The organism is Microbacterium sp. Se5.02b, assembly GCF_019464375.1.
Taxonomy (GTDB): domain Bacteria; phylum Actinomycetota; class Actinomycetes; order Actinomycetales; family Microbacteriaceae; genus Microbacterium.
In genome coordinates, this window is sequence record NZ_CP080491.1 from 1 (window position 1) to 17,879 (window position 17,879).

Annotated in this window: 16 protein-coding genes, 2 tRNA genes and 1 pseudogene; 14 read left to right on the top strand and 5 right to left on the bottom strand. The window is 65.9% G+C overall.

Going from position 1 to position 17,879, the window contains the following annotated elements:
- The first annotated feature begins 123 nt into the window (after window positions 1-123).
- The 12 genes and pseudogenes from dnaA (at window position 124) to K1X59_RS00060 (ending at window position 13,439) form a co-directional block, all read left to right on the top strand.
- Complete coding sequence (dnaA, locus tag K1X59_RS00005) at window positions 124-1,392, top strand: chromosomal replication initiator protein DnaA (protein WP_396652594.1); 1,269 nt, start codon at window positions 124-126, stop codon at window positions 1,390-1,392.
- Between the two features lie 498 nt (window positions 1,393-1,890).
- Complete coding sequence (gene dnaN, locus K1X59_RS00010) at window positions 1,891-3,033, top strand: DNA polymerase III subunit beta (RefSeq protein WP_183151386.1); 1,143 nt, start codon at window positions 1,891-1,893, stop codon at window positions 3,031-3,033.
- 220 nt (window positions 3,034-3,253) lie between these two features.
- Window positions 3,254-4,471, top strand: a complete 1,218-nt coding sequence (gene recF / locus K1X59_RS00015; protein WP_183151387.1) for a DNA replication/repair protein RecF — start codon at window positions 3,254-3,256, stop codon at window positions 4,469-4,471.
- Window positions 4,464-4,967 carry a DUF721 domain-containing protein gene (locus tag K1X59_RS00020; RefSeq protein WP_183151388.1) on the top strand — a complete coding sequence of 168 codons (504 nt, stop codon included), beginning with the start codon at window positions 4,464-4,466 and terminating at the stop codon, window positions 4,965-4,967. Before recF ends, K1X59_RS00020 begins: the two co-directional genes overlap by 8 nt.
- Window positions 4,968-5,085: 118 nt before the next feature.
- Complete coding sequence (gene gyrB / locus K1X59_RS00025) at window positions 5,086-7,155, top strand: DNA topoisomerase (ATP-hydrolyzing) subunit B (protein WP_183151389.1); 2,070 nt, start codon at window positions 5,086-5,088, stop codon at window positions 7,153-7,155.
- 44 nt (window positions 7,156-7,199) lie between these two features.
- Complete coding sequence (gene gyrA / locus K1X59_RS00030; RefSeq protein WP_183151390.1) at window positions 7,200-9,755, top strand: DNA gyrase subunit A; 2,556 nt, start codon at window positions 7,200-7,202, stop codon at window positions 9,753-9,755.
- Window positions 9,752-10,156 (top strand): DUF3566 domain-containing protein, encoded by a 405-nt coding sequence (locus tag K1X59_RS00035; RefSeq protein WP_183151391.1) that lies wholly within the window; start codon window positions 9,752-9,754, stop codon window positions 10,154-10,156. The genes gyrA and K1X59_RS00035 overlap by 4 nt, the downstream gene beginning before the upstream one ends.
- 137 nt (window positions 10,157-10,293) lie before the next feature.
- Window positions 10,294-11,562, top strand: coding sequence for a histidine kinase (locus tag K1X59_RS00040; RefSeq protein ID WP_183151392.1), 1,269 nt, complete (start codon window positions 10,294-10,296; stop codon window positions 11,560-11,562).
- Window positions 11,550-12,238, top strand: a pseudogene (locus tag K1X59_RS00045) (LuxR C-terminal-related transcriptional regulator). Before K1X59_RS00040 ends, K1X59_RS00045 begins: the two are co-directional and overlap by 13 nt.
- A 169-nt stretch (window positions 12,239-12,407) precedes the next feature.
- On the top strand, window positions 12,408-13,181 hold the full coding sequence (locus K1X59_RS00050) for a DUF4097 domain-containing protein (protein ID WP_244632269.1): 774 nt from the start codon (window positions 12,408-12,410) through the stop codon (window positions 13,179-13,181).
- Window positions 13,182-13,266: 85 nt separating this feature from the next.
- Window positions 13,267-13,340, top strand: a tRNA-Ile gene (locus K1X59_RS00055).
- A 26-nt stretch (window positions 13,341-13,366) separates the two neighbouring features.
- Window positions 13,367-13,439: transfer RNA gene (locus K1X59_RS00060), tRNA-Ala, on the top strand.
- Window positions 13,440-13,491: 52 nt separating this feature from the next.
- On the opposite strand, the gene K1X59_RS00065 is transcribed toward K1X59_RS00060, so the two are convergent.
- From K1X59_RS00065 to K1X59_RS00075, 3 genes are all read right to left on the bottom strand, one after another.
- Window positions 13,492-13,866: an HNH endonuclease gene (locus tag K1X59_RS00065; protein ID WP_183151394.1), complete on the bottom strand. Its 375-nt coding sequence runs from the start codon at window positions 13,864-13,866 to the stop codon at window positions 13,492-13,494.
- A gap of 76 nt (window positions 13,867-13,942) precedes the next feature.
- Window positions 13,943-15,025: a Xaa-Pro peptidase family protein gene (locus K1X59_RS00070; protein WP_258566976.1), complete on the bottom strand. Its 1,083-nt coding sequence runs from the start codon at window positions 15,023-15,025 to the stop codon at window positions 13,943-13,945.
- Window positions 15,026-15,103: 78 nt separating this feature from the next.
- On the bottom strand, window positions 15,104-15,550 hold the full coding sequence (locus K1X59_RS00075; RefSeq protein WP_183151396.1) for a DUF1801 domain-containing protein: 447 nt from the start codon (window positions 15,548-15,550) through the stop codon (window positions 15,104-15,106).
- Between the two features lie 149 nt (window positions 15,551-15,699).
- Between K1X59_RS00075 and K1X59_RS00080 the strand changes: the two genes are divergently transcribed.
- Window positions 15,700-16,122 (top strand): NUDIX hydrolase, encoded by a 423-nt coding sequence (locus K1X59_RS00080; RefSeq protein WP_183151397.1) that lies wholly within the window; start codon window positions 15,700-15,702, stop codon window positions 16,120-16,122.
- 27 nt (window positions 16,123-16,149) lie between these two features.
- Here K1X59_RS00080 and K1X59_RS00085 read toward each other — a convergent pair whose 3' ends face one another.
- A complete protein-coding gene (locus K1X59_RS00085; RefSeq protein ID WP_183152708.1) occupies window positions 16,150-16,605 on the bottom strand; it encodes an aminoacyl-tRNA deacylase in 456 nt (151 codons plus the stop codon).
- 56 nt (window positions 16,606-16,661) lie between these two features.
- Window positions 16,662-17,168 carry a DNA helicase gene (locus K1X59_RS00090; protein ID WP_183151398.1) on the bottom strand — a complete coding sequence of 169 codons (507 nt, stop codon included), beginning with the start codon at window positions 17,166-17,168 and terminating at the stop codon, window positions 16,662-16,664.
- 144 nt (window positions 17,169-17,312) lie between these two features.
- Between K1X59_RS00090 and K1X59_RS00095 the strand changes: the two genes are divergently transcribed.
- The gene (locus K1X59_RS00095) at window positions 17,313-17,870 is read left to right on the top strand and encodes a peptidylprolyl isomerase (RefSeq protein ID WP_183151399.1); all 558 of its coding nucleotides are present in this window, start codon (window positions 17,313-17,315) and stop codon (window positions 17,868-17,870) included.
- Window positions 17,871-17,879 lie beyond the last annotated feature (9 nt).

The following is a 17,879-nucleotide window of genomic DNA, read 5'->3' on the forward strand; positions in this document are numbered from 1 at the left end:
ATGTCATCACCTGCCCAGCCCGACGTCCCGATCTGGACCACGGTGCAGGATCTTCTGGTCGACGACGATCGGGTCACCCCGCAGCTTCAGGGGTTCCTGAGTCTCGCCGTGCCGGCGGGCGTCATGGCGGCGACGCTCTATCTCGAGGTTCCCAACGACCTCACGGCGGCGCAGATCAACAAGCGACTCCGTCTTCCGATCATGGAGGCGCTCTCACACATCGGCGATGAGGTCACCTCGTACCGGGTCGTGGTGAACCATGAGCTCGCGGAGCAGCCGACAGCGCCGATCGCGGTCGGTGACTTCGGACGCCAGGAACCGACACGCATCGAATCGCCGATGGAGCAGCCGACGCAGCTGCGGCACGAATCACGCTTGAACCCGAAGTACACCTTCGACAACTTCGTCATCGGCCAGTCCAACCGCTTCGCGCATGCCGCAGCGGTCGCGGTCGCCGAGGCACCGGCCAAGGCATACAACCCGTTGTTCATCTACGGCGACTCGGGCCTCGGTAAGACGCACCTCCTGCACGCCATCGGCGACTACGCGCAGTCCCTCTATGCCGGGGTCAAGGTTCGCTACGTCTCGAGTGAGGAGTTCACGAACGACTTCATCAACTCGATCGCGAACAACCGCGGCGCGGCGTTCCAGGCCAGGTACCGCGACGTCGACATCCTCCTGATCGACGACATCCAATTCCTCCAAGGGCGCGCCGAGACCCAGGAAGCCTTCTTCCACACGTTCAACACGCTTCACGATCACAACAAGCAGGTCGTGATCACGAGCGATGTGGCCCCCAAGCACCTCACGGGGTTCGAGGATCGGATGCGGAGCCGCTTCGAGTGGGGTCTCATCACCGACGTTCAGGCACCCGACCTCGAGACCCGCATCGCCATCCTCCGCAAGAAGGCCCAGAGCGAAGCACTCCACATCCCGGATGAAGTTCTGGAGTACATCGCGACGGTGGTCTCGTCGAACATCCGTGAACTCGAGGGTGCGCTCATCCGCGTCTCGGCGTTCGCCAGTCTCAACCGCTCTGCGCTCGACATCTCGCTCGCCCAGACCGTGCTCCGCGACATCATCGACACGGCGGAAGACAACATCATCTCGCCGACCGACATCATCACGGCGACCGCGCAGTACTTCAAGCTCACCGTCGACGACCTGTACGGCTCGAGCCGGTCGCAGCAGATCGCGACCGCCCGACAGATCGCGATGTACCTGTGCCGGGAGCGCACGAGTCTGTCGTTGCCGAAGATCGGCCAGCTCTTCGGCAATCGCGACCACACGACGGTCATGTACGCGTACAAGAAGATCAGCGAGCTCATGAAGGAGCGGCGTTCGATCTACAACCAGGTCACCGAGATCACGACGCAGCTCGGTCGTCGCTGAGTCCGCACCGTCTCCGCCGAGGGGGCACACCGCATCCGGATGAGGAGCGGTGTGCCCCCCTCTTCTTGTACTTGACACCGCTCAGGTGCAACCGATAAATGCCTCTATGCACATGTGGATAACTTGTGGATGAGAGCGCTCCGGATCGGGACGAATGTGGGCCGATCGGTGGAACCTGTGGATAACTCGGGGTTCGGCACCAGGCCCCAAAAACGGTGGAACCCGCGGTTTCCTCAGGGATTCCACAACTGACAGCCGTGTAGTTCCCTACTCGCTCTTGATATCCACCGAGTTATCCACAGTATCCACAGCTGTTAACACTGTTAAGGAGTTAACCCATTCAAGGCGCGATCCGATCACCAGACGGTGGGGAGAACCGTCGGAGGGACGACAAGAAGCTCGGCGTAGGGATACGCGGGAGTGTGGGGCTAGCATGGGAAGCCCTGCACCGGCAGGAACGACGACAACGCGTCACAGATCGACGACAAGGGAGCACCCGTGAGGTTTCAGGTCAACCGCGATGTCTTCAGCGAGGCTGTCTCGTTCGTCGTCAAGCTTCTGCCCCAGCGCAATCCGCAGCCGATCCTCGCCGGAGTCCTGATCGAGGCAGACGGCTCCGGACTCACGCTCTCGGCCTTCGACTACGAAGCGTCTGCTCGCACCACGATCGAAGCCACCGTCGACACCCCGGGCACAATCCTCGTGCACGGTCGACTGCTCTCCGACATCGCCAGCCGGCTGCCGAATGCGCCGATCGAGATCGCCGTCGAGGAAGACGGCGGTATCGCCGTGACCTGTGGCTCCGCCCGATTCACCCTCGCTGCCATGCCGGTCGAGGAATACCCGTCGATCCCCGAGGTCACCGGGTCATCCGGCGTCGTCCCGGCCGATGACTTCGGCACCGCGATCGCCCAGGTCGGATTCGCGGCGTCCCGCGACGACGTCACGCCTGTGCTCACCGGTGTCCAGCTCGAGGTCTCGGGTCACAACCTGAGCCTGGTCGCCACCGACCGGTACCGTGTCTCGCTCCGAGACGTCCCATGGGACGGAGAGTCGGTCGAAGCGACCGCTCTGGTTCCGGCTCGCACCCTGCTCGAGGTCGGTAAGACGTTCGGTCATGCCGGCACTATCCAGGTCGCGTTCTCCGGAGCGGGTGACCGCGAGATCATCGCATTCACCGCAGGCAACAAGACAGTGACGTCGCTGCTCATCAAGGGCAACTTCCCGCCGGTGAGGCGTCTGTTCCCGGAGCAGACCGACCACTACGCCGTCGTCAACACCGCCGATCTCATCGAAGCGGTTCGCCGCGTCTCTCTCGTGCTCGACCGCGCTGCTCCGCTGCGTTTCACCTTCTCGAACGACAGCGTGACGATGGATGCCTCCGGCAGCGAGCATGCACGGGCCTCCGAGTCGGTCGATGCGATCCTCTCCGGTGGCGACGAAGTCACTCTGGGCCTCAACCCCCAGTACCTGATCGAGGCTCTGGGTGCGGTGAAGAGCGAGTTCGTGCGGGTGACGTTCACCTCGAGCGACAACGCCAACAAGCTCAGCCCGGTCCTCATCACGAGCCAGACCTCTGTCGATCAGGCAGGTCTGGATTCGTTCAAGTACCTGCTTCAGCCCAACCTCCTCCTTCGCTGATCCCTCACTCCCCGTCATACCCGAACGTCCCCGGATCAGCCAGTAAGACGATCCACGGAACCGTCGCAGGTGACGATGCTCCCGGAGCGAGCATCGGGAGGGGCCCCATGAAGTGGGAGGGAACCCGCTCTGCGAGCGAAGGGTGCGTCTTCACCTGCGACCCACAAGCACCAAAACCGAGAAGAAATCCCGTGTCAGACCCCGAAGGTAGGCTGGCTCCGTGATTGTGGAGCACCTGAGTCTGGTCGATTTCCGCAATTACGCGACCGCCGAACTCTCACTTCACCGCGGACCGAACGTGCTCGTCGGGCGCAATGGGCAGGGCAAGACGAATCTGGCCGAAGCCGTCGTCTTCCTCGCGACTCTCGGCTCGCACCGCGTGTCGTCCGACGCTCCGCTGGTGCGCGATGGCCAGGAGTTCGCCGTCATCCGTGCCCGGCTGTCGCATGGCGAACGTCGCGTCCTCGCCGAGGTGCAGGTGAATCGGCAAGGTTCGAACAAAGCACGAATCAACGGCGCCCCTTCGAAACCCAACGAACTGCCCCGCTACGCGCACGTCGTTCTCTTCGCCCCGGAGGATCTGCAGATCGTGCGGGGCGACCCGTCTGCACGCCGCAGGTTCAGTGACCAGCTGCTGATACAGCGCACCCCGCGGATGGCAGCGGTGCTCGGCGACTACGACCGTGTGCTCAAACAGCGAAACGCACTTCTCAAGTCCGCACGGGCGCGCGGTGTCCGGGGCGAGGGACTGAGCACCCTCGACGTCTGGGATGACAAGCTCGTGGCCCTCGGGTCCGAGATCATCACGGCACGACAGCGACTCGCGACCGATCTGCAGCAGCCGGTGGCCGACGCCTACGAGGCCATCGCCGGAGCCGACCATAGGCCTCGACTCGAATGGGCGCTGTCGGTCGATGGGGGAGATCCGGAAGAAGAAGACGGTGTCGTCGACGACGCCGAGGCCGCACCGGTCGGAGACACGGCCCGGATCGCCGAGATGTTCCGTGCGTCGCTCGCTGCGAAGCGATCGAACGAACTCGATCGTGGGCTCACCCTCACCGGACCCCACCGCGACGACCTCGTGCTGCGGGTGCGCGATCTTCCCGTGAAGGGCTACGCATCTCACGGCGAGTCCTGGTCCGTCGCCCTCGCACTGCGGCTCGCTTCGGCCGAATTGTTGCGGAGCGAGTCGCCCGCGGGCGATCCCGTGCTCATTCTCGACGATGTGTTCGCAGAACTCGATGCCGACCGCCGTCAGAGGCTCGCGGGTTTGACAGCAGGATACGAGCAGGTGGTGGTCACCGCTGCGGTGGAGGAGGATATCCCTGCGGTGCTGCATGCGCATGTGGTCCACATCAGCGCCGGGACCATCAGCGATGACCGGGCGGTCCGGCACGCACACGGATCCAGCGAGAGTGAGGCGGGTGACGATGAGTGACGCGGTTCCGGCTCCCGCAGCCGAGGTCCCGGAGACGGTCGCCACCTACCTGCGCCTGCGTGGCCTCAAGCCGAGTTCCACGAGCTGGAAGCGCAAACGCCGTATCGCCGTCGACGATGACAACGCGCCGTTCACACCAGGGCGGGATCCGGGAATGCTCGGTGACATCCTCGATCGGCTGACCCGCGACTCCGGATGGCAGACCACCCTCGCTCGCGAAGACCTCGTGCGGCAATGGGCCGATCTCGCCGGCGCCGACACCGCGAAGCACTCCGAACCTGTCTCTCTCGAGCGTGGATTGCTCACCGTGAAGTGCGATTCGACGGCATGGGCGAAGAACCTCCAATTCATGCGAGCCACGATTCTCACCGAGATCGGTCGACGGTATCCCGACGCGGGCGTCGAGAACCTCCGCTTCATCGGCCCGGACGTCCCCTCTTGGAAATGGGGTCCCAGAGCCGTTCCAGGACGGGGCCCGCGCGATACCTACGGGTAGGGCACCGTGCAAGGGGTCTGAAACGCTCAGAGGGCCACACGCGGCCGTTGAGCGGCATTTCCCGACGAAACCCCGCTAGAATGGGAGTTCGTGATATCGATGTGGAGAATGCCCTCTGATGACGCCTGAATCCCCTGCTGACGAGACGGAATCGAACAACGGGGGAACCCCCGCAACCGAGGGCACCACTGCACCCAAGGCGAAGCAGCCGGGAGAGTACGGCGCGGATTCGATCCAGATCCTCGAAGGTCTCGAAGCCGTCCGCAAGCGCCCCGGCATGTACATCGGCTCGACCGGACCACGAGGCCTGCACCATCTGGTCTACGAGATCGTCGACAACTCCGTCGATGAGGCGTTGGCCGGCTACGCCGACACGATCCTGGTGACGATGCTCGCGGACGGCGGCGTCCGTGTCGTCGACAACGGTCGTGGAATCCCGGTCGACCCGCACTCGTCCGATCCCAACAAGTCGACGGTCGAGGTGGTGCTGACGATCCTGCACGCCGGCGGGAAGTTCGGCGGTGGTGCCTATGCCGTCTCCGGTGGTCTGCACGGTGTCGGCTCGTCCGTCGTGAACGCTCTGTCCACCCGCTTCGACGTCGAGGTCAAGCAGAAGGGCTTCGTCTGGCGCCACTCCTTCGCCGACGGCGGGGTCCCGCAGCAGAAGCTCGAGAAGGGCGAGGCGACCGACGACACGGGAACCAGCATCACGTTCTGGCCGGATGCCGAGATCTTCACCGAGACGATCGACTTCGACTACGACACGCTGCGCACCCGATTCCAGCAGATGGCGTTCCTGAACAAGGGACTGCGCATCGAGCTGCGCGACGAGCGAGAGTCGTCCGCTTACGAGGTCGAGGAAGACGGCGCGACCGTCACCAAGCAGCCCGGCGACGTCTTCTTCTACGAGCGCGGACTCGTCGACTATGTCGAATACCTCAACAAGGTGCGTCACGCCGAGGTCGTCAACGAGGAGATCATCGCCTTCGAATCGGAGGACACCGGACGGAAGATCTCGCTCGAGGTCGCCATGCAGTGGACGACCTCGTACACCGAGAACGTCTTCACCTACGCGAACACGATCAACACCCACGAAGGTGGCACACACGAGGAGGGATTCCGCGCGGCGCTGACCACCCTGGTCAACAAGTACGCCCGTGCGAACAACCTGCTCAAGGAGAAGGATGACAACCTCTCTGGCGACGACGTCCGAGAGGGTCTGACCGCCGTCATCTCCATCAAGCTGGGTGAACCGCAGTTCGAGGGTCAGACCAAGACGAAACTGGGCAACACCGAGGCGAAGGCCTTCGTGCAGAAGGTCGTGGGTGACCAGCTCGGAGACTGGTTCGAGCGCAACCCGAACCAGGCGAAGAACGTCATCCGCAAGGCGATCGATGCCGCGACGGCTCGTCTCGCCGCCCGCAAGGCTCGCGAGACCGCCCGCCGCAAGAGCGTCTTCGAGTCGGCGGCCATGCCCGACAAGCTCAAGGACTGCACGAGCAAGGATCCGTCGATCAGCGAGATCTTCCTCGTCGAGGGTGACTCCGCCGGCGGCTCCGCGGTGCAGGGTCGCGACCCGCACACGCAGGCGATCCTGGCGCTGCGAGGCAAGATCCTCAACGTGGAGCGCGCCCGACTCGACAAGGCCCTGGGCAACAAGGAAGTCCAGGCGATGATCCAGGCCTTCGGCACGGGCATCGGCGAAGAGTTCGACATCGAGAAGGCGCGCTATCACAAGATCGTGCTGATGGCCGATGCCGATGTCGACGGCCAGCACATCACGACGCTGCTGCTCACCCTGCTCTTCCGCTACATGCGCGGACTCATCGAGGCCGGTTTCGTGTACCTCGCGATGCCGCCGCTGTACCGCCTCAAGTGGTCGAACTCGGCGCACGAGTACGTGTTCAGCGACGCCGAGCGCGACGCCCTGCTCAAGCACGGCCTCGACAACGGCAAGCGCATCCCGAAGGATGCAGGCATCCAGCGCTACAAGGGTCTCGGCGAGATGAACCCCAAGGAGCTGTGGGAGACGACGATGGATCACACCACGCGCACCCTCCAGCAGATCACCATCGAAGACGCGGCCGCGGCCGACGAGATCTTCAGCGTGCTGATGGGTGAGGACGTCGAGTCCCGGCGCAGCTTCATCCAGCGCAACGCCAAGGACGTCCGCTTCCTCGACATCTGACGCCCCGCGGGCTCAGACCAGATGTGTGACAGAGAGATTGACTTATGACTGACGAAGAACGCACCGAGCCGGAACACGAACACGGCAAGATCGACCAGGTCGACCTGCAGTTCGAGATGCAGCGCAGTTACCTCGACTACGCGATGGCCGTCATCGTGGGCCGCGCCCTTCCGGACGTGCGCGACGGACTCAAGCCGGTGCACCGCCGTGTCATCTACGGCATGTACGACGGCGGCTTCCGACCGGACAAGTCGTTCTCGAAGTGCGCTCGCGTGGTCGGCGAGGTCATGGGGCAGTACCACCCTCATGGCGACTCTGCGATCTACGATGCGCTCGTCCGCCTGGTGCAGCCGTGGTCGTTGCGCTACCCGCTGGCTCTCGGCCAGGGCAACTTCGGCTCCCCCGGCAACATGGGCGCCGCAGCCCCGCGATACACCGAGACCAAGATGGCTCCGCTCGCGCTCGAGATGGTGCGCGACATCGAAGAAGACACCGTCGACTTCACCGACAACTACGACGGTCAGACGCAGGAACCGACGGTCCTCCCGGCACGCTTCCCGAACCTGCTCGTCAACGGATCGGTCGGCATCGCGGTCGGCATGGCCACGAACATCCCGCCGCACAACCTGCGAGAGGTCTCGGATGCGGCGCTCTGGGCGCTCGACAACCCCGGCCTCCCCCGCGAGGAGCTGCTCGACGGCCTGATCCAGCGGGTGCCGGGGCCGGACTTCCCGACCGGTGCCCAGATCCTCGGAACCAAGGGCATCCACGAGGCGTATCGCACCGGACGCGGCTCGATCACGATGCGCGCGGTCGTCAACGTCGAAGAGATCCAGGGACGCACCTGCCTCGTCATCACCGAGTTGCCGTATCAGGTCAACCCCGACAACGTCGCGGTCAAGATCGGCGACCTCGCCCGCGACGGCAAGATCACGGGTATCGCCGACATCCGCGACGAGTCGTCCGACCGCACCGGTCAGCGTCTCGTGGTCGTGCTCAAGCGCGACGCGGTCGCGAAGGTCGTGCTGAACAACCTGTACAAGCACACCCAGCTGCAGGAGAACTTCGGCGCGAACATGCTCGCGATCGTCGACGGCGTTCCGCGCACGCTCGCCATCGACGGCTTCATCTCGCACTGGATCGCCCACCAGATCGATGTGATCGTCCGGCGCACGGAGTTCCGTCTGCGCGAGGCCGAGAAGCGCATGCACATCCTGCGCGGATACCTGAAGGCGCTCGACGCGCTCGACGAGGTCATCGCGCTCATCCGTCGTTCGCAGACCACGGCAGATGCCAACGAAGGGCTCCAGACGCTCCTCGACATCGATGAGATCCAGGCTGATGCGATCCTGCAGATGCAGCTTCGACGCCTCGCCGCCCTCGAACGTCAGAAGATCATCGACCAGGCGAACGAGCTCGAAGCCCAGATCACCGACTACAAGGCGATCCTCGCCGACGAGGGTCGTCAGCGCACGATCATCCGCGAAGAGCTGACCGGCATCGTCGAGCGCTTCGGCGACGAGCGGCGCACGCACATCCTGCACGGATTCGACGGCGACGTGTCGATGGAAGACCTGATCGCCGAGGAGGAGATGGTCGTCACCGTCACGCGTGAGGGATACATCAAGCGCACGCGCAGCGACAACTACCGCTCTCAGCATCGCGGTGGCAAGGGCGTCAAGGGTGCCCAGCTGCGTGCGAACGACATCGTCGAGCACTTCTTCGTGACGACGACGCACCACTGGCTGCTGTTCTTCACAGACAAGGGCCGCGTCTACCGCGCGAAGACCTATGAGGTCCCGGAAGCCGGCCGCGATGCGAAGGGCATGCACGTCGCCAACCTGCTTGCTCTGCAGCCCGACGAGAGCATCGCCCAGGTGCTCGACATCCGCGACTACAAGGTCGCCGACTACCTCGTGCTGGCGACGCGCGAGGGCCTGGTCAAGAAGACACGGCTCGACAACTACGACACCAACCGTCAGGGCGGCGTCATCGCGATCCGTCTCAACGACGAGGACGAGCTGGTCAGCGCCCTGCTGGTGAACGCCGAAGACGACATCCTCCTGATCAGCCGTCGCGGCATGTCGGTGCGCTTCGAAGCCACCGATGAGGCCCTGCGTCCGATGGGCCGGGCGACGGCCGGTGTCCGGGGCATGAAGTTCAAGATCGACGAGGACTGCCTGCTCTCGGCATCCGTCGCCGCACCAGGTAAGTTCGTCTTCGTCGTCACCGACGGAGGGTACGCGAAGCGCACGGCGGTCGAGGAATATCGCGTCCAGGGCCGCGGCGGAACGGGCATCAAGGTCGCGAAACTGAACGACGATCGAGGCACTCTCGCGGGCGGTCTGATCGTCTCGGAGGACGACGAGGTCTTGGTGGTTCTGTCCAGCGGCAAGGTGGTACGCTCTGCCGTGGCCGAGGTCCCCGCCAAGGGTCGAGACACCATGGGAGTGGTGTTCGCCCGGACGACCGAGGCCGATCGCATCCTCGCCATCGCCCGTAATGGCGAGCGTGGCCTCGCAGACGAAGAGGCGGATGCGGAGGATGCCGACCCCCAGGCGCCTGAGACGACAGAGACCCCCGAGGATACAGACGCATGAGTACAGTGGCCGACAAGCTGGCGAAGAAGTCGACACGCAAGACAGGCGGCAAGCAGGTCCGACTCCGTCTGGTCTACGTCGACTTCTGGTCGGCTGTGAAGCTCTCGTTCCTCGGAGCGGTCGCTCTCGCGGTGGTCACCATGGTGTCGTTCTTCCTCATCTTCCTCGTGCTCCAGGCGACGAATGTGATGAGCACGGCCGAGAGCTTCCTGCTCGGCATCACCGACAACACGTTCGTGCTCTCCGAGGTCGTCGGTCTGCCGCAGGTCATGGCGTTCGCGGCGGTGGTCGCGATCCTGAACCTGATCGTCTTCACGGTTCTCGGCGCAGTGATCGCCGGAATCTACAACCTCGCCGTCAAGGTGACCGGCGGACTGCTCGTCGGCTTCATGTCGAACTGACCCACGGTTCCTCGAACCGGACGAAGGGCGGATGCTGCGGCATCCGCCCTTCGTCGTCTCCCGGGTAGGGAAAACCCGAAGACGAGAGTCCGGATGACTCGGTGTCGGCTCTGGGTGCCCCGCCGTACCTTGGAGACATGACCACTCAGACTGCGACCCCGGCACCCGCACCCGCGGTGAAGCCGCCGTCGCGCATCTTCCTCACGATCCTGCACCTGGCAGGTCTCGGAGTGCTCGGCGGCGCCATCTTCGGAATGCTCGCGGGACTCCTCGGTACCGGCCTCGGCCTCCTCTTCGTCGCGGGCGTCGGCCTCGTGCTCCTCGTAGGGCTCGTCTACGCTCTGTACGGCCTCGGCTGGTTCGAGGTGGCTCGCGTCGGAGCCCTCTACCGCACGCCCATCGCCCCCTTGCAGGTTCAGCGACGGGACCGTCCCGGCTTCGGCGGCTGGCTCCGCTCTCTCGGGCGCCAGGCGATCGACGGTCGCATGTGGCGCGCCGTCGCCAACTTCGCGATCTCGGCCATCCTCGGTGTTGTCGTCCTCCGTCTGTTCTGGGGCCTGGTGTGGTCGATCATCATCTCGTTCGCCCCCCTCACGGCCGCGGACGCGGTGATGGGACCCTTCGGCGGCGGAGGCATCCCCGTGGCATGGGCCCCTCTGGTGGGCATCCTCGGAATCGCCGCCTGCATCGTCGGGATGATCGGTCTCGCCCTGCTGCACCGGACCCTCTCGCTGGCGATCGTGGTTCGGAGCAGGGAGACGGAGCTCACCGAGCGGGTCCGCACCTCCTCCGCTCAGCGGGAAGGCGCGGTGCGCGCCGCCGACGTGGAGCGCACCCGCATCGAGCGGGACCTCCATGACGGGGTCCAGCCTCGGCTCGTGTCGGTCGGCATGACCCTCGGCCTCGCCCAGCAGAAGATCGACAGCGACCCGGAGACCGCGAAGGAGCTGATCAACGAGGCGCACACCTCGACGAAGGCAGCCATCACCGAGCTGCGGCAGCTCGCGCGCGGCATCCACGCCTCGGTGCTCGACGATCGCGGCCTCGACGCGGCCCTCTCCGCCCTGGCCGGACGCTCGCACATCCCCGTGCACCTCGACGTGCGCATGGACGGGCGGTGCAGCCGCGAGGCCGAAGCGGCGGTGTACTTCTCGATCGCCGAGTCGCTGACGAACGCGGCGAAGCACTCCCGAGCCAGCGAGGCGCGGGTCATCGTGCGACTTCGCGAAGGCAACACGCTCTGGGCCCGCGTGGAGGACAACGGGATCGGCGGCGCGCAGGTGCAACCGGGAGGCGGCCTCGACGGCATCGCCAACCGCATCCTCGCCGCCGGCGGAACCTTCCGTCTCGACAGCCCGCAGGGCGGACCGACCAGCCTGGAGGTGACCGTCCCATGCGCATCCTGATCTGCGAGGACTCCGTCCTGTTGCGAGAGGGCCTCGTCCGTCTTCTCGAAGACGCCGGCCATGAGGTGGTCGCGGCGCTGTCCGACACCGAAGGCCTCGAGGCCGCCGTCGCGGATACCGCGCCCGAGCTCTGCATCCTGGATGTGCGGCTCCCCCGACGTTCACCGATGAGGGCATCCGCGCGGCGCTGGCACTGAGGTCGACCGATCCTTCGCTCGCGATCCTGGTGCTGTCGCAGTACGTCGAAGAGCGATACGCCTCGGATCTCATCGCAGCGCAGGGCGGTCCGCTCGGATACCTGCTCAAGGATCGCGTCGCCGACGTCGCGGAGTTCCTCGCCTCGGTGCAGCGCATCGCGGAGGGCGCGACCGTGCTCGACCCCGAGGTCGTCGCCCAGTTGCTCACGCGACGGAATCGCGACGATCGGATGCTGCGGCTCACGGAACGCGAACGCACCGTTCTCGCGCTGATCGCCGAGGGGAAGTCGAATCAGGCGATCGCCGGACTGCTGTTCCTCTCGGAGGCCAGCGTCGAGAAGCACATCACCTCCATCTTCCAGAAGCTGGGCTTCGACCCGGACGAGTCCGGTAACCGCCGCGTGCTCGCCGCGCTCGCCCACATCGAGAACACGGGCGGCACGACGCCGCCGACCGGCCAGACAGGAGTGGCACGATGACCACCGAAAACAACGACGCCCCGGCAGAGCACACATCGTTCACGCCGCCGCCCGCCTCACCGCCGCCCCCGGTGGACCTCAGATGTCCGCACCTCAGGCGCCCCCGTCTCCGAGTACGCCACCACCCTCCGCGGGTGGACGCTCGTCCGGCGCCACCGCGGTTCTGGTCGTGACCGCCGTCGTGGGCGGGATCGCCCTGCTGGGAACCGGCGGGACGGCCGCCGCGGCGGCGGCAGGCACCGTCATCTCGTCGAGTCGCCCAGACTCGGTGCAGACGGTCGATGTCGCGGGCATCGAGGGACTCGACGTCGACGCGGACGCCAGCAGCATGCGCGTCGAGTTCGGCGACGTCGATGAGGCGGAGCTGGCCGTGACCAACGGTCGCGGCACCGCGTGGACCTTCGAGCGTGACGACGATGAGCTGATCGTGCGGAGTCCGCAGGGTGTCTTCGGCTGGTGGTTCGGGAACTGGTTCGGCGATGAGGAGATCGCCGTGCTCACCCTGCCCGAGAGTCTCCGCGGCGCGGGACTCGACGCCGACCTCACTCTCGAGGCCGGCAGCCTCGACGTGGACGGGGACTTCGGGGTGCTCGACGTGACAGTGAGCGCGGGGGCCCTGGATGCCACGGGGTCTGCCGAGGAGCTCGACGTGCAGATGAGCGCCGGCCGTGCAGACATCATCGTCGATGGTGTCTCCTCCGCGGACCTGGGTGTGTCGGCCGGTGACCTCACGGTCGAATTGACGGGCACGCCTCCGACGCAGACGACGATCGACGTGAGCGCGGGCTCGCTGGATCTGACCGTCCCCGATGTCGAGTATGCGATCACCCAGGACATCAGCGCCGGCACGTTGAACGCGAAGGTCGACGAAGCCTCGAGCGCTCGCAGGACGATCGACGTCTCGCTCTCCGCGGGCACGGCGACCATCCGTCCGAGCCGCTGAATCCCGTCGGGGGTGGGGACTCTGCGTGGTCCTCGCCCTCGATTCGGATTTTCCGTCTTTCTCCGGTAAAGTCTTGGAGGTTGACGGGGCTATAGCTCAGGCGGTTAGAGCGCTTCACTGATAATGAAGAGGTCCCAGGTTCAAGTCCTGGTAGCCCCACTCCTCAATTCAAGAAACACCCTCACGGGGCCTTAGCTCAGTTGGTAGAGCGCCTGCTTTGCAAGCAGGATGTCAGGAGTTCGAATCTCCTAGGCTCCACAGGAAGATGAAGCCCCTGGCCGCCGCCGGGGGCTTCTTCCGTTGCGAGGTCTCACTCGGCAGGACGCAGGTCCCGCAGGATCGTGGCGTGACGCACGAGGAAGGTGCGCTCATCGAGCTTCTTGCGGCGAAGCCATCCGGTCACCTCGTCGTTGTGCTTGCTGGCGTTGCACGACGCGCACGCCGGGACCACGTTAGCGAGCGTGTATCGACCGCCACGGGAGATCGGCTGGATGCAGTCGCGTTGCAGTGCCGCGCCGTCTCCCCCGCAGTACGCGCACCCGCCCCAGGCCTCCATCAGCTCATGCCATTGTGTATCGGTCAAGTCATTGTCGACACGGGCGAGTCGCCCCTGACGTCGCTTGGCGTAGCGGGCACGGGTCGCCGGAGACGCGGTGGCGGAAGAGACCTTGCGGCGGCGGCGCATGGGCCGATGCTACCCCGACGGGCGCTGGAGCGTCGTCAGTCCGAGCCGACCGAGACGAGCTCGTGCGGCGCGACGTTCAACCGCTCGCCCCCGCAGCCGTGACGACCACGATGTCTTCGATGCGGGCGCCCCACTCCCCAGCGAAGTAGATACCGGGTTCGATGCTGAACGCCATGCCCTCACGCAGCACGAGGTCGTTGCCCGGCGCGATGTACGGCTCCTCGTGCACTGAGACGCCGATCCCATGACCCGTGCGATGCAGGAACGCCTCACCCAGGCCCGCCTCGACGAGCACGGTGCGCGCGGCCGCATCGACCTCGGCCGCGGTGATGCCGGGACGCACGGCATCCACTGCCGCCTGCTGCGCGCGTACGAGAACGGCGATCCGCTCGGCTGCCGCGGGGTCGGGTGCGCCGACGACGTAGGTCCTCGTGCTGTCGGAGTTGTACCCGCTGGGCACGGCGCCGCCGATGTCGACCACCACGACGTCGCCCTGCTCGATCACGCGGTCCGAGACCTCGTGATGCGGGTCGGCACCGTTCGGACCCGATCCGACGATCACGAACTCGACCGTTCGGTGGCCTTCGGCGACGATGGCCTCTGCGATGTCGGTGGCCACCTCCCTCTCGGTGCGTCCGGCACGAAGCCACTGCGGAACGCGGCGGTGGACGGCGTCGATCGCCTCGCCGGCGCGACGCAACTCCGTGATCTCCTCGGCATCCTTGATCATGCGCCCTTCCCGGAGCACGGGTGTGGCGAGCTCCAGCTGCACACCGAGGCGCTCACCGAGAGGGATCACATGCAGCGCGGGCAGTGCATCGGAGACTCCTACTCGAGAAGCATGGCCGACGGCGGCGGTCACCAGCCCGTACGGGTCTTCGCCGTCCACCCAGTCGGCGATCTCGAGTTCGAGTTCCCCGACAGCCGTGCTGCGGACCTTGGCGAGCTCCATCCGCGGCACAACAACGGTCGGCGTCACGGCCGGTCCGATCACGAGGGCGGTCAGCCGTTCGATGGTGTCGCCCTCCACGCCCAGCAGGTACTGCAGATCGGGGCCGGGGCCCACCACGATGGCGTCGAGTCCCGACTCGGCGGCGAGCGATGAGGCCCGGGCGAGACGGGCGGCGTACACGGCGGCGGGGAAGGGCAATGTGCTCACGGCATCCACGCTACTGTGCACCCCTCGCACTGGGCACCCGATCCTCCGACGGAGTTGCCCCGCGACTCTCGGTCGCCGTCAGCTGATCGCGACGCGGATGCGCTCCGCCAGGAACTCGAGGTCTTTCTTCGTCAGGTCGGTCACGGCGTAAGCGGTCGGCCATACGGTGCCGTCGTCGAGGTTGGAGATCGGTTCGAAGCCGAAGGTCCCGTAACGCACCTTGAACTTGCTCGCCGGCTGGAAGAAGCACAGCACCTTGCCGTCTCGACCCCACGCGGGCATGCCGTAATAGGTGCGGGGAACGAGTTCCGGCGCGACCTCGGAGACGAGCGCGTGCAGCTTCTCGGCGAGAGACTTGTCCTCCGGCGTCAGCTTCTCGATCGCCTCTTTGAGATCGGCCTCTCCTGCAGCTCGCAGCTCCTCCGGAGACTTCTTCGCCCGAGAACGCCGAGTTCGTGCTTCCTTCGCTGCGGCCTGCATGGCCTCGCGTTCCTCGGCGCTGAAGTTCTTCTCTTTCTCCGCCATGACCTGTCCTCTCGATGTGCTGCCGGTGTGGGACTCACACTACGGATTCCGGACCAGGACGCGCTTCTCGATTCGTGATCGATCCTCGGGGTCCGCGTCGTCTGACACGCGGTCATCGGGACCTTCCGCCGCCGGATAGTGTGTGAGCCATGGACCTGCGTGTCGCGGCGTACGCGGTCGTCACCGATGACGACGGGCGTCTGTTGCTGGCGCGCTGGACGGAAGGTCGCCGCGTGGCCTGGACGATGCCCGGTGGTGGCCTCGAACCCGGCGAATCCCCTGAGGATGCGGTTCGTCGTGAACTCCGGGAGGAGACCGGCTACAGCGTCAAGGTGGGGGAGCTCCTCGGTATCCACTCCCGGGTGATCCCCGCTGGCCGTCGCGTCCAGAAAGCTGCAGACCCCCTGCACACCCTTCGCATCGTCTATCGAGCCGAGGTCACGGGTGGCAAGCTCCGCTTCGAGACCGGCGGGTCGACCGACATGGCGGAGTGGTTCTCCCTGAAGGCCGTCGCCCAGCTGCAGCGGGTGAAGCTCGTCGACATCGCGATGCGCATGGCGGGGATCATCTGATCCCGACCCGGATCGTCGACCCGGGAGTCAGCGGTCCTCGGGCACGGAGATGTCGGCGACGGTGGCCCCGTACGCGGCGATGAGGTCGTCGGCTTCGACGAAGAGGCTGTAGCCGTGGGCGCCCGCTCCCATCGCGATCCGCCGGCCGACGATCGACTCGTCCGCATAGACCGGCCACGCGGTCGTGCTGCCGATCGGCACGATGGTGCCGCGCTCGTAGCCGGTCGCCGCGAGCGCGAGCTCCGGCTCAGGGAGCCGCAGCTTGTTCACGCCGACCAGTGCCCGCAGCTTCGGCCAGGATATCGAGCGCCCACCGGGAACCAGGGCGAACAGGAAGGTGTCATCCGACCGCTTCACGACCAGCGTCTTCACGATGCCGGAGGCGGGGATGCCGAGCAGTTCCGCGGCCTCGAACAGGCTTCCGGCGGCGGGGCGCTCGCGGATCTCGATCTCGAGGCCCCGCGCGCGGGCCGCATCGCGCACCCGTGCATGCTGATCGCCTCCGCCACCGGAGGCGACGGAGGCGGGATCAGAGGTGTTCACGCGTCAGGAGCGGAGAGCGGGTCGTCGGCGACCCAGAGCTCGTCATCCGCGCGCAGCGTCTGCCATGCGGCGTAGAGGACGCCGACGGCGGCCGCAGCACCGAGGATGATCGCGATGACCGACCCGAGGCCGGGACCCGACTTCTGCTTCTTGCCGAATGCGCCACGAGGCGCGGGGGCCGAGACCCCGTGGCGCTTGGCGTTCGCGACGTCCCACGCGGTCAGCGCGGATCCGACGACCCCGCCGACGATCGGGACGACCTTGTCGTCGACGACGTGCTTGCCGAACTGCACACCGCGGTCGACGGTCGGGGCGACACGACGGTTGTACGCGTCCTGGATCACGGGCACGACCTGCTCGCGATTGATGTTGCCGAGCTGACGACCGGCCTCACGGGCGACGTCAGCGGCGTGGCCGACGAGCACCTGCTGGTTCTCCCAAAGCTGGTTCGCGTCGTTCTGAAGACGACGCAGTTCCTTCTTCCGCTTGCGGCTGAGGCTCACGATGCTCTCCTGTCCATTGGAGTACGGGTTCCCCATCTTGCCACGAGAGGCTGGATGCCGGGCGGGAATCGCCCGGCCCTTGCGCCTTCGTCCGATCCGCGGTACACCGGGCGAACTCACCGAAAGCTCTGCGAGAATGAGGGCATGGCTCACGCTTCTCACGTCGCAACCCTGCACACCAACCACGGTGACATCGTCATCAACCTCTTCGGCGATCACGCCCCGAAGACGGTCAAGAACTTCATCGGCCTCGCCGACGGCACCCAGGAGTGGACGCACCCCGCCACCGGAAAGCCGGGCGAGGGACCTCTCTACAAGGACGTCATCTTCCACCGCATCATCCCGAACTTCATGATCCAGGGCGGCGACCCGCTCGGTAAGGGTGTCGGCGGTCCCGGTTACAACTTCGACGACGAGATCAACATGGAGCTCAACTTCAACGAGCCCTACATCCTCGCCATGGCCAACGCCGGCCTTCGTCGCAACGCCATCACCGGCAAGCCCGAGGGCACCAACGGCTCGCAGTTCTTCATCACCACCGACCCGACGCCGTGGCTGCAGGGCAAGCACACGATCTTCGGCGAGGTCGCCGACGACGCCTCCAAGGCTGTGGTCGACAAGATCGGCGCCGTGCAGACGGGTCCGGGCGACCAGCCGATCGAGCCCGTGGTGCTGCAGTCGATCGACATCGTCGCGGCCTGACGACAGCTG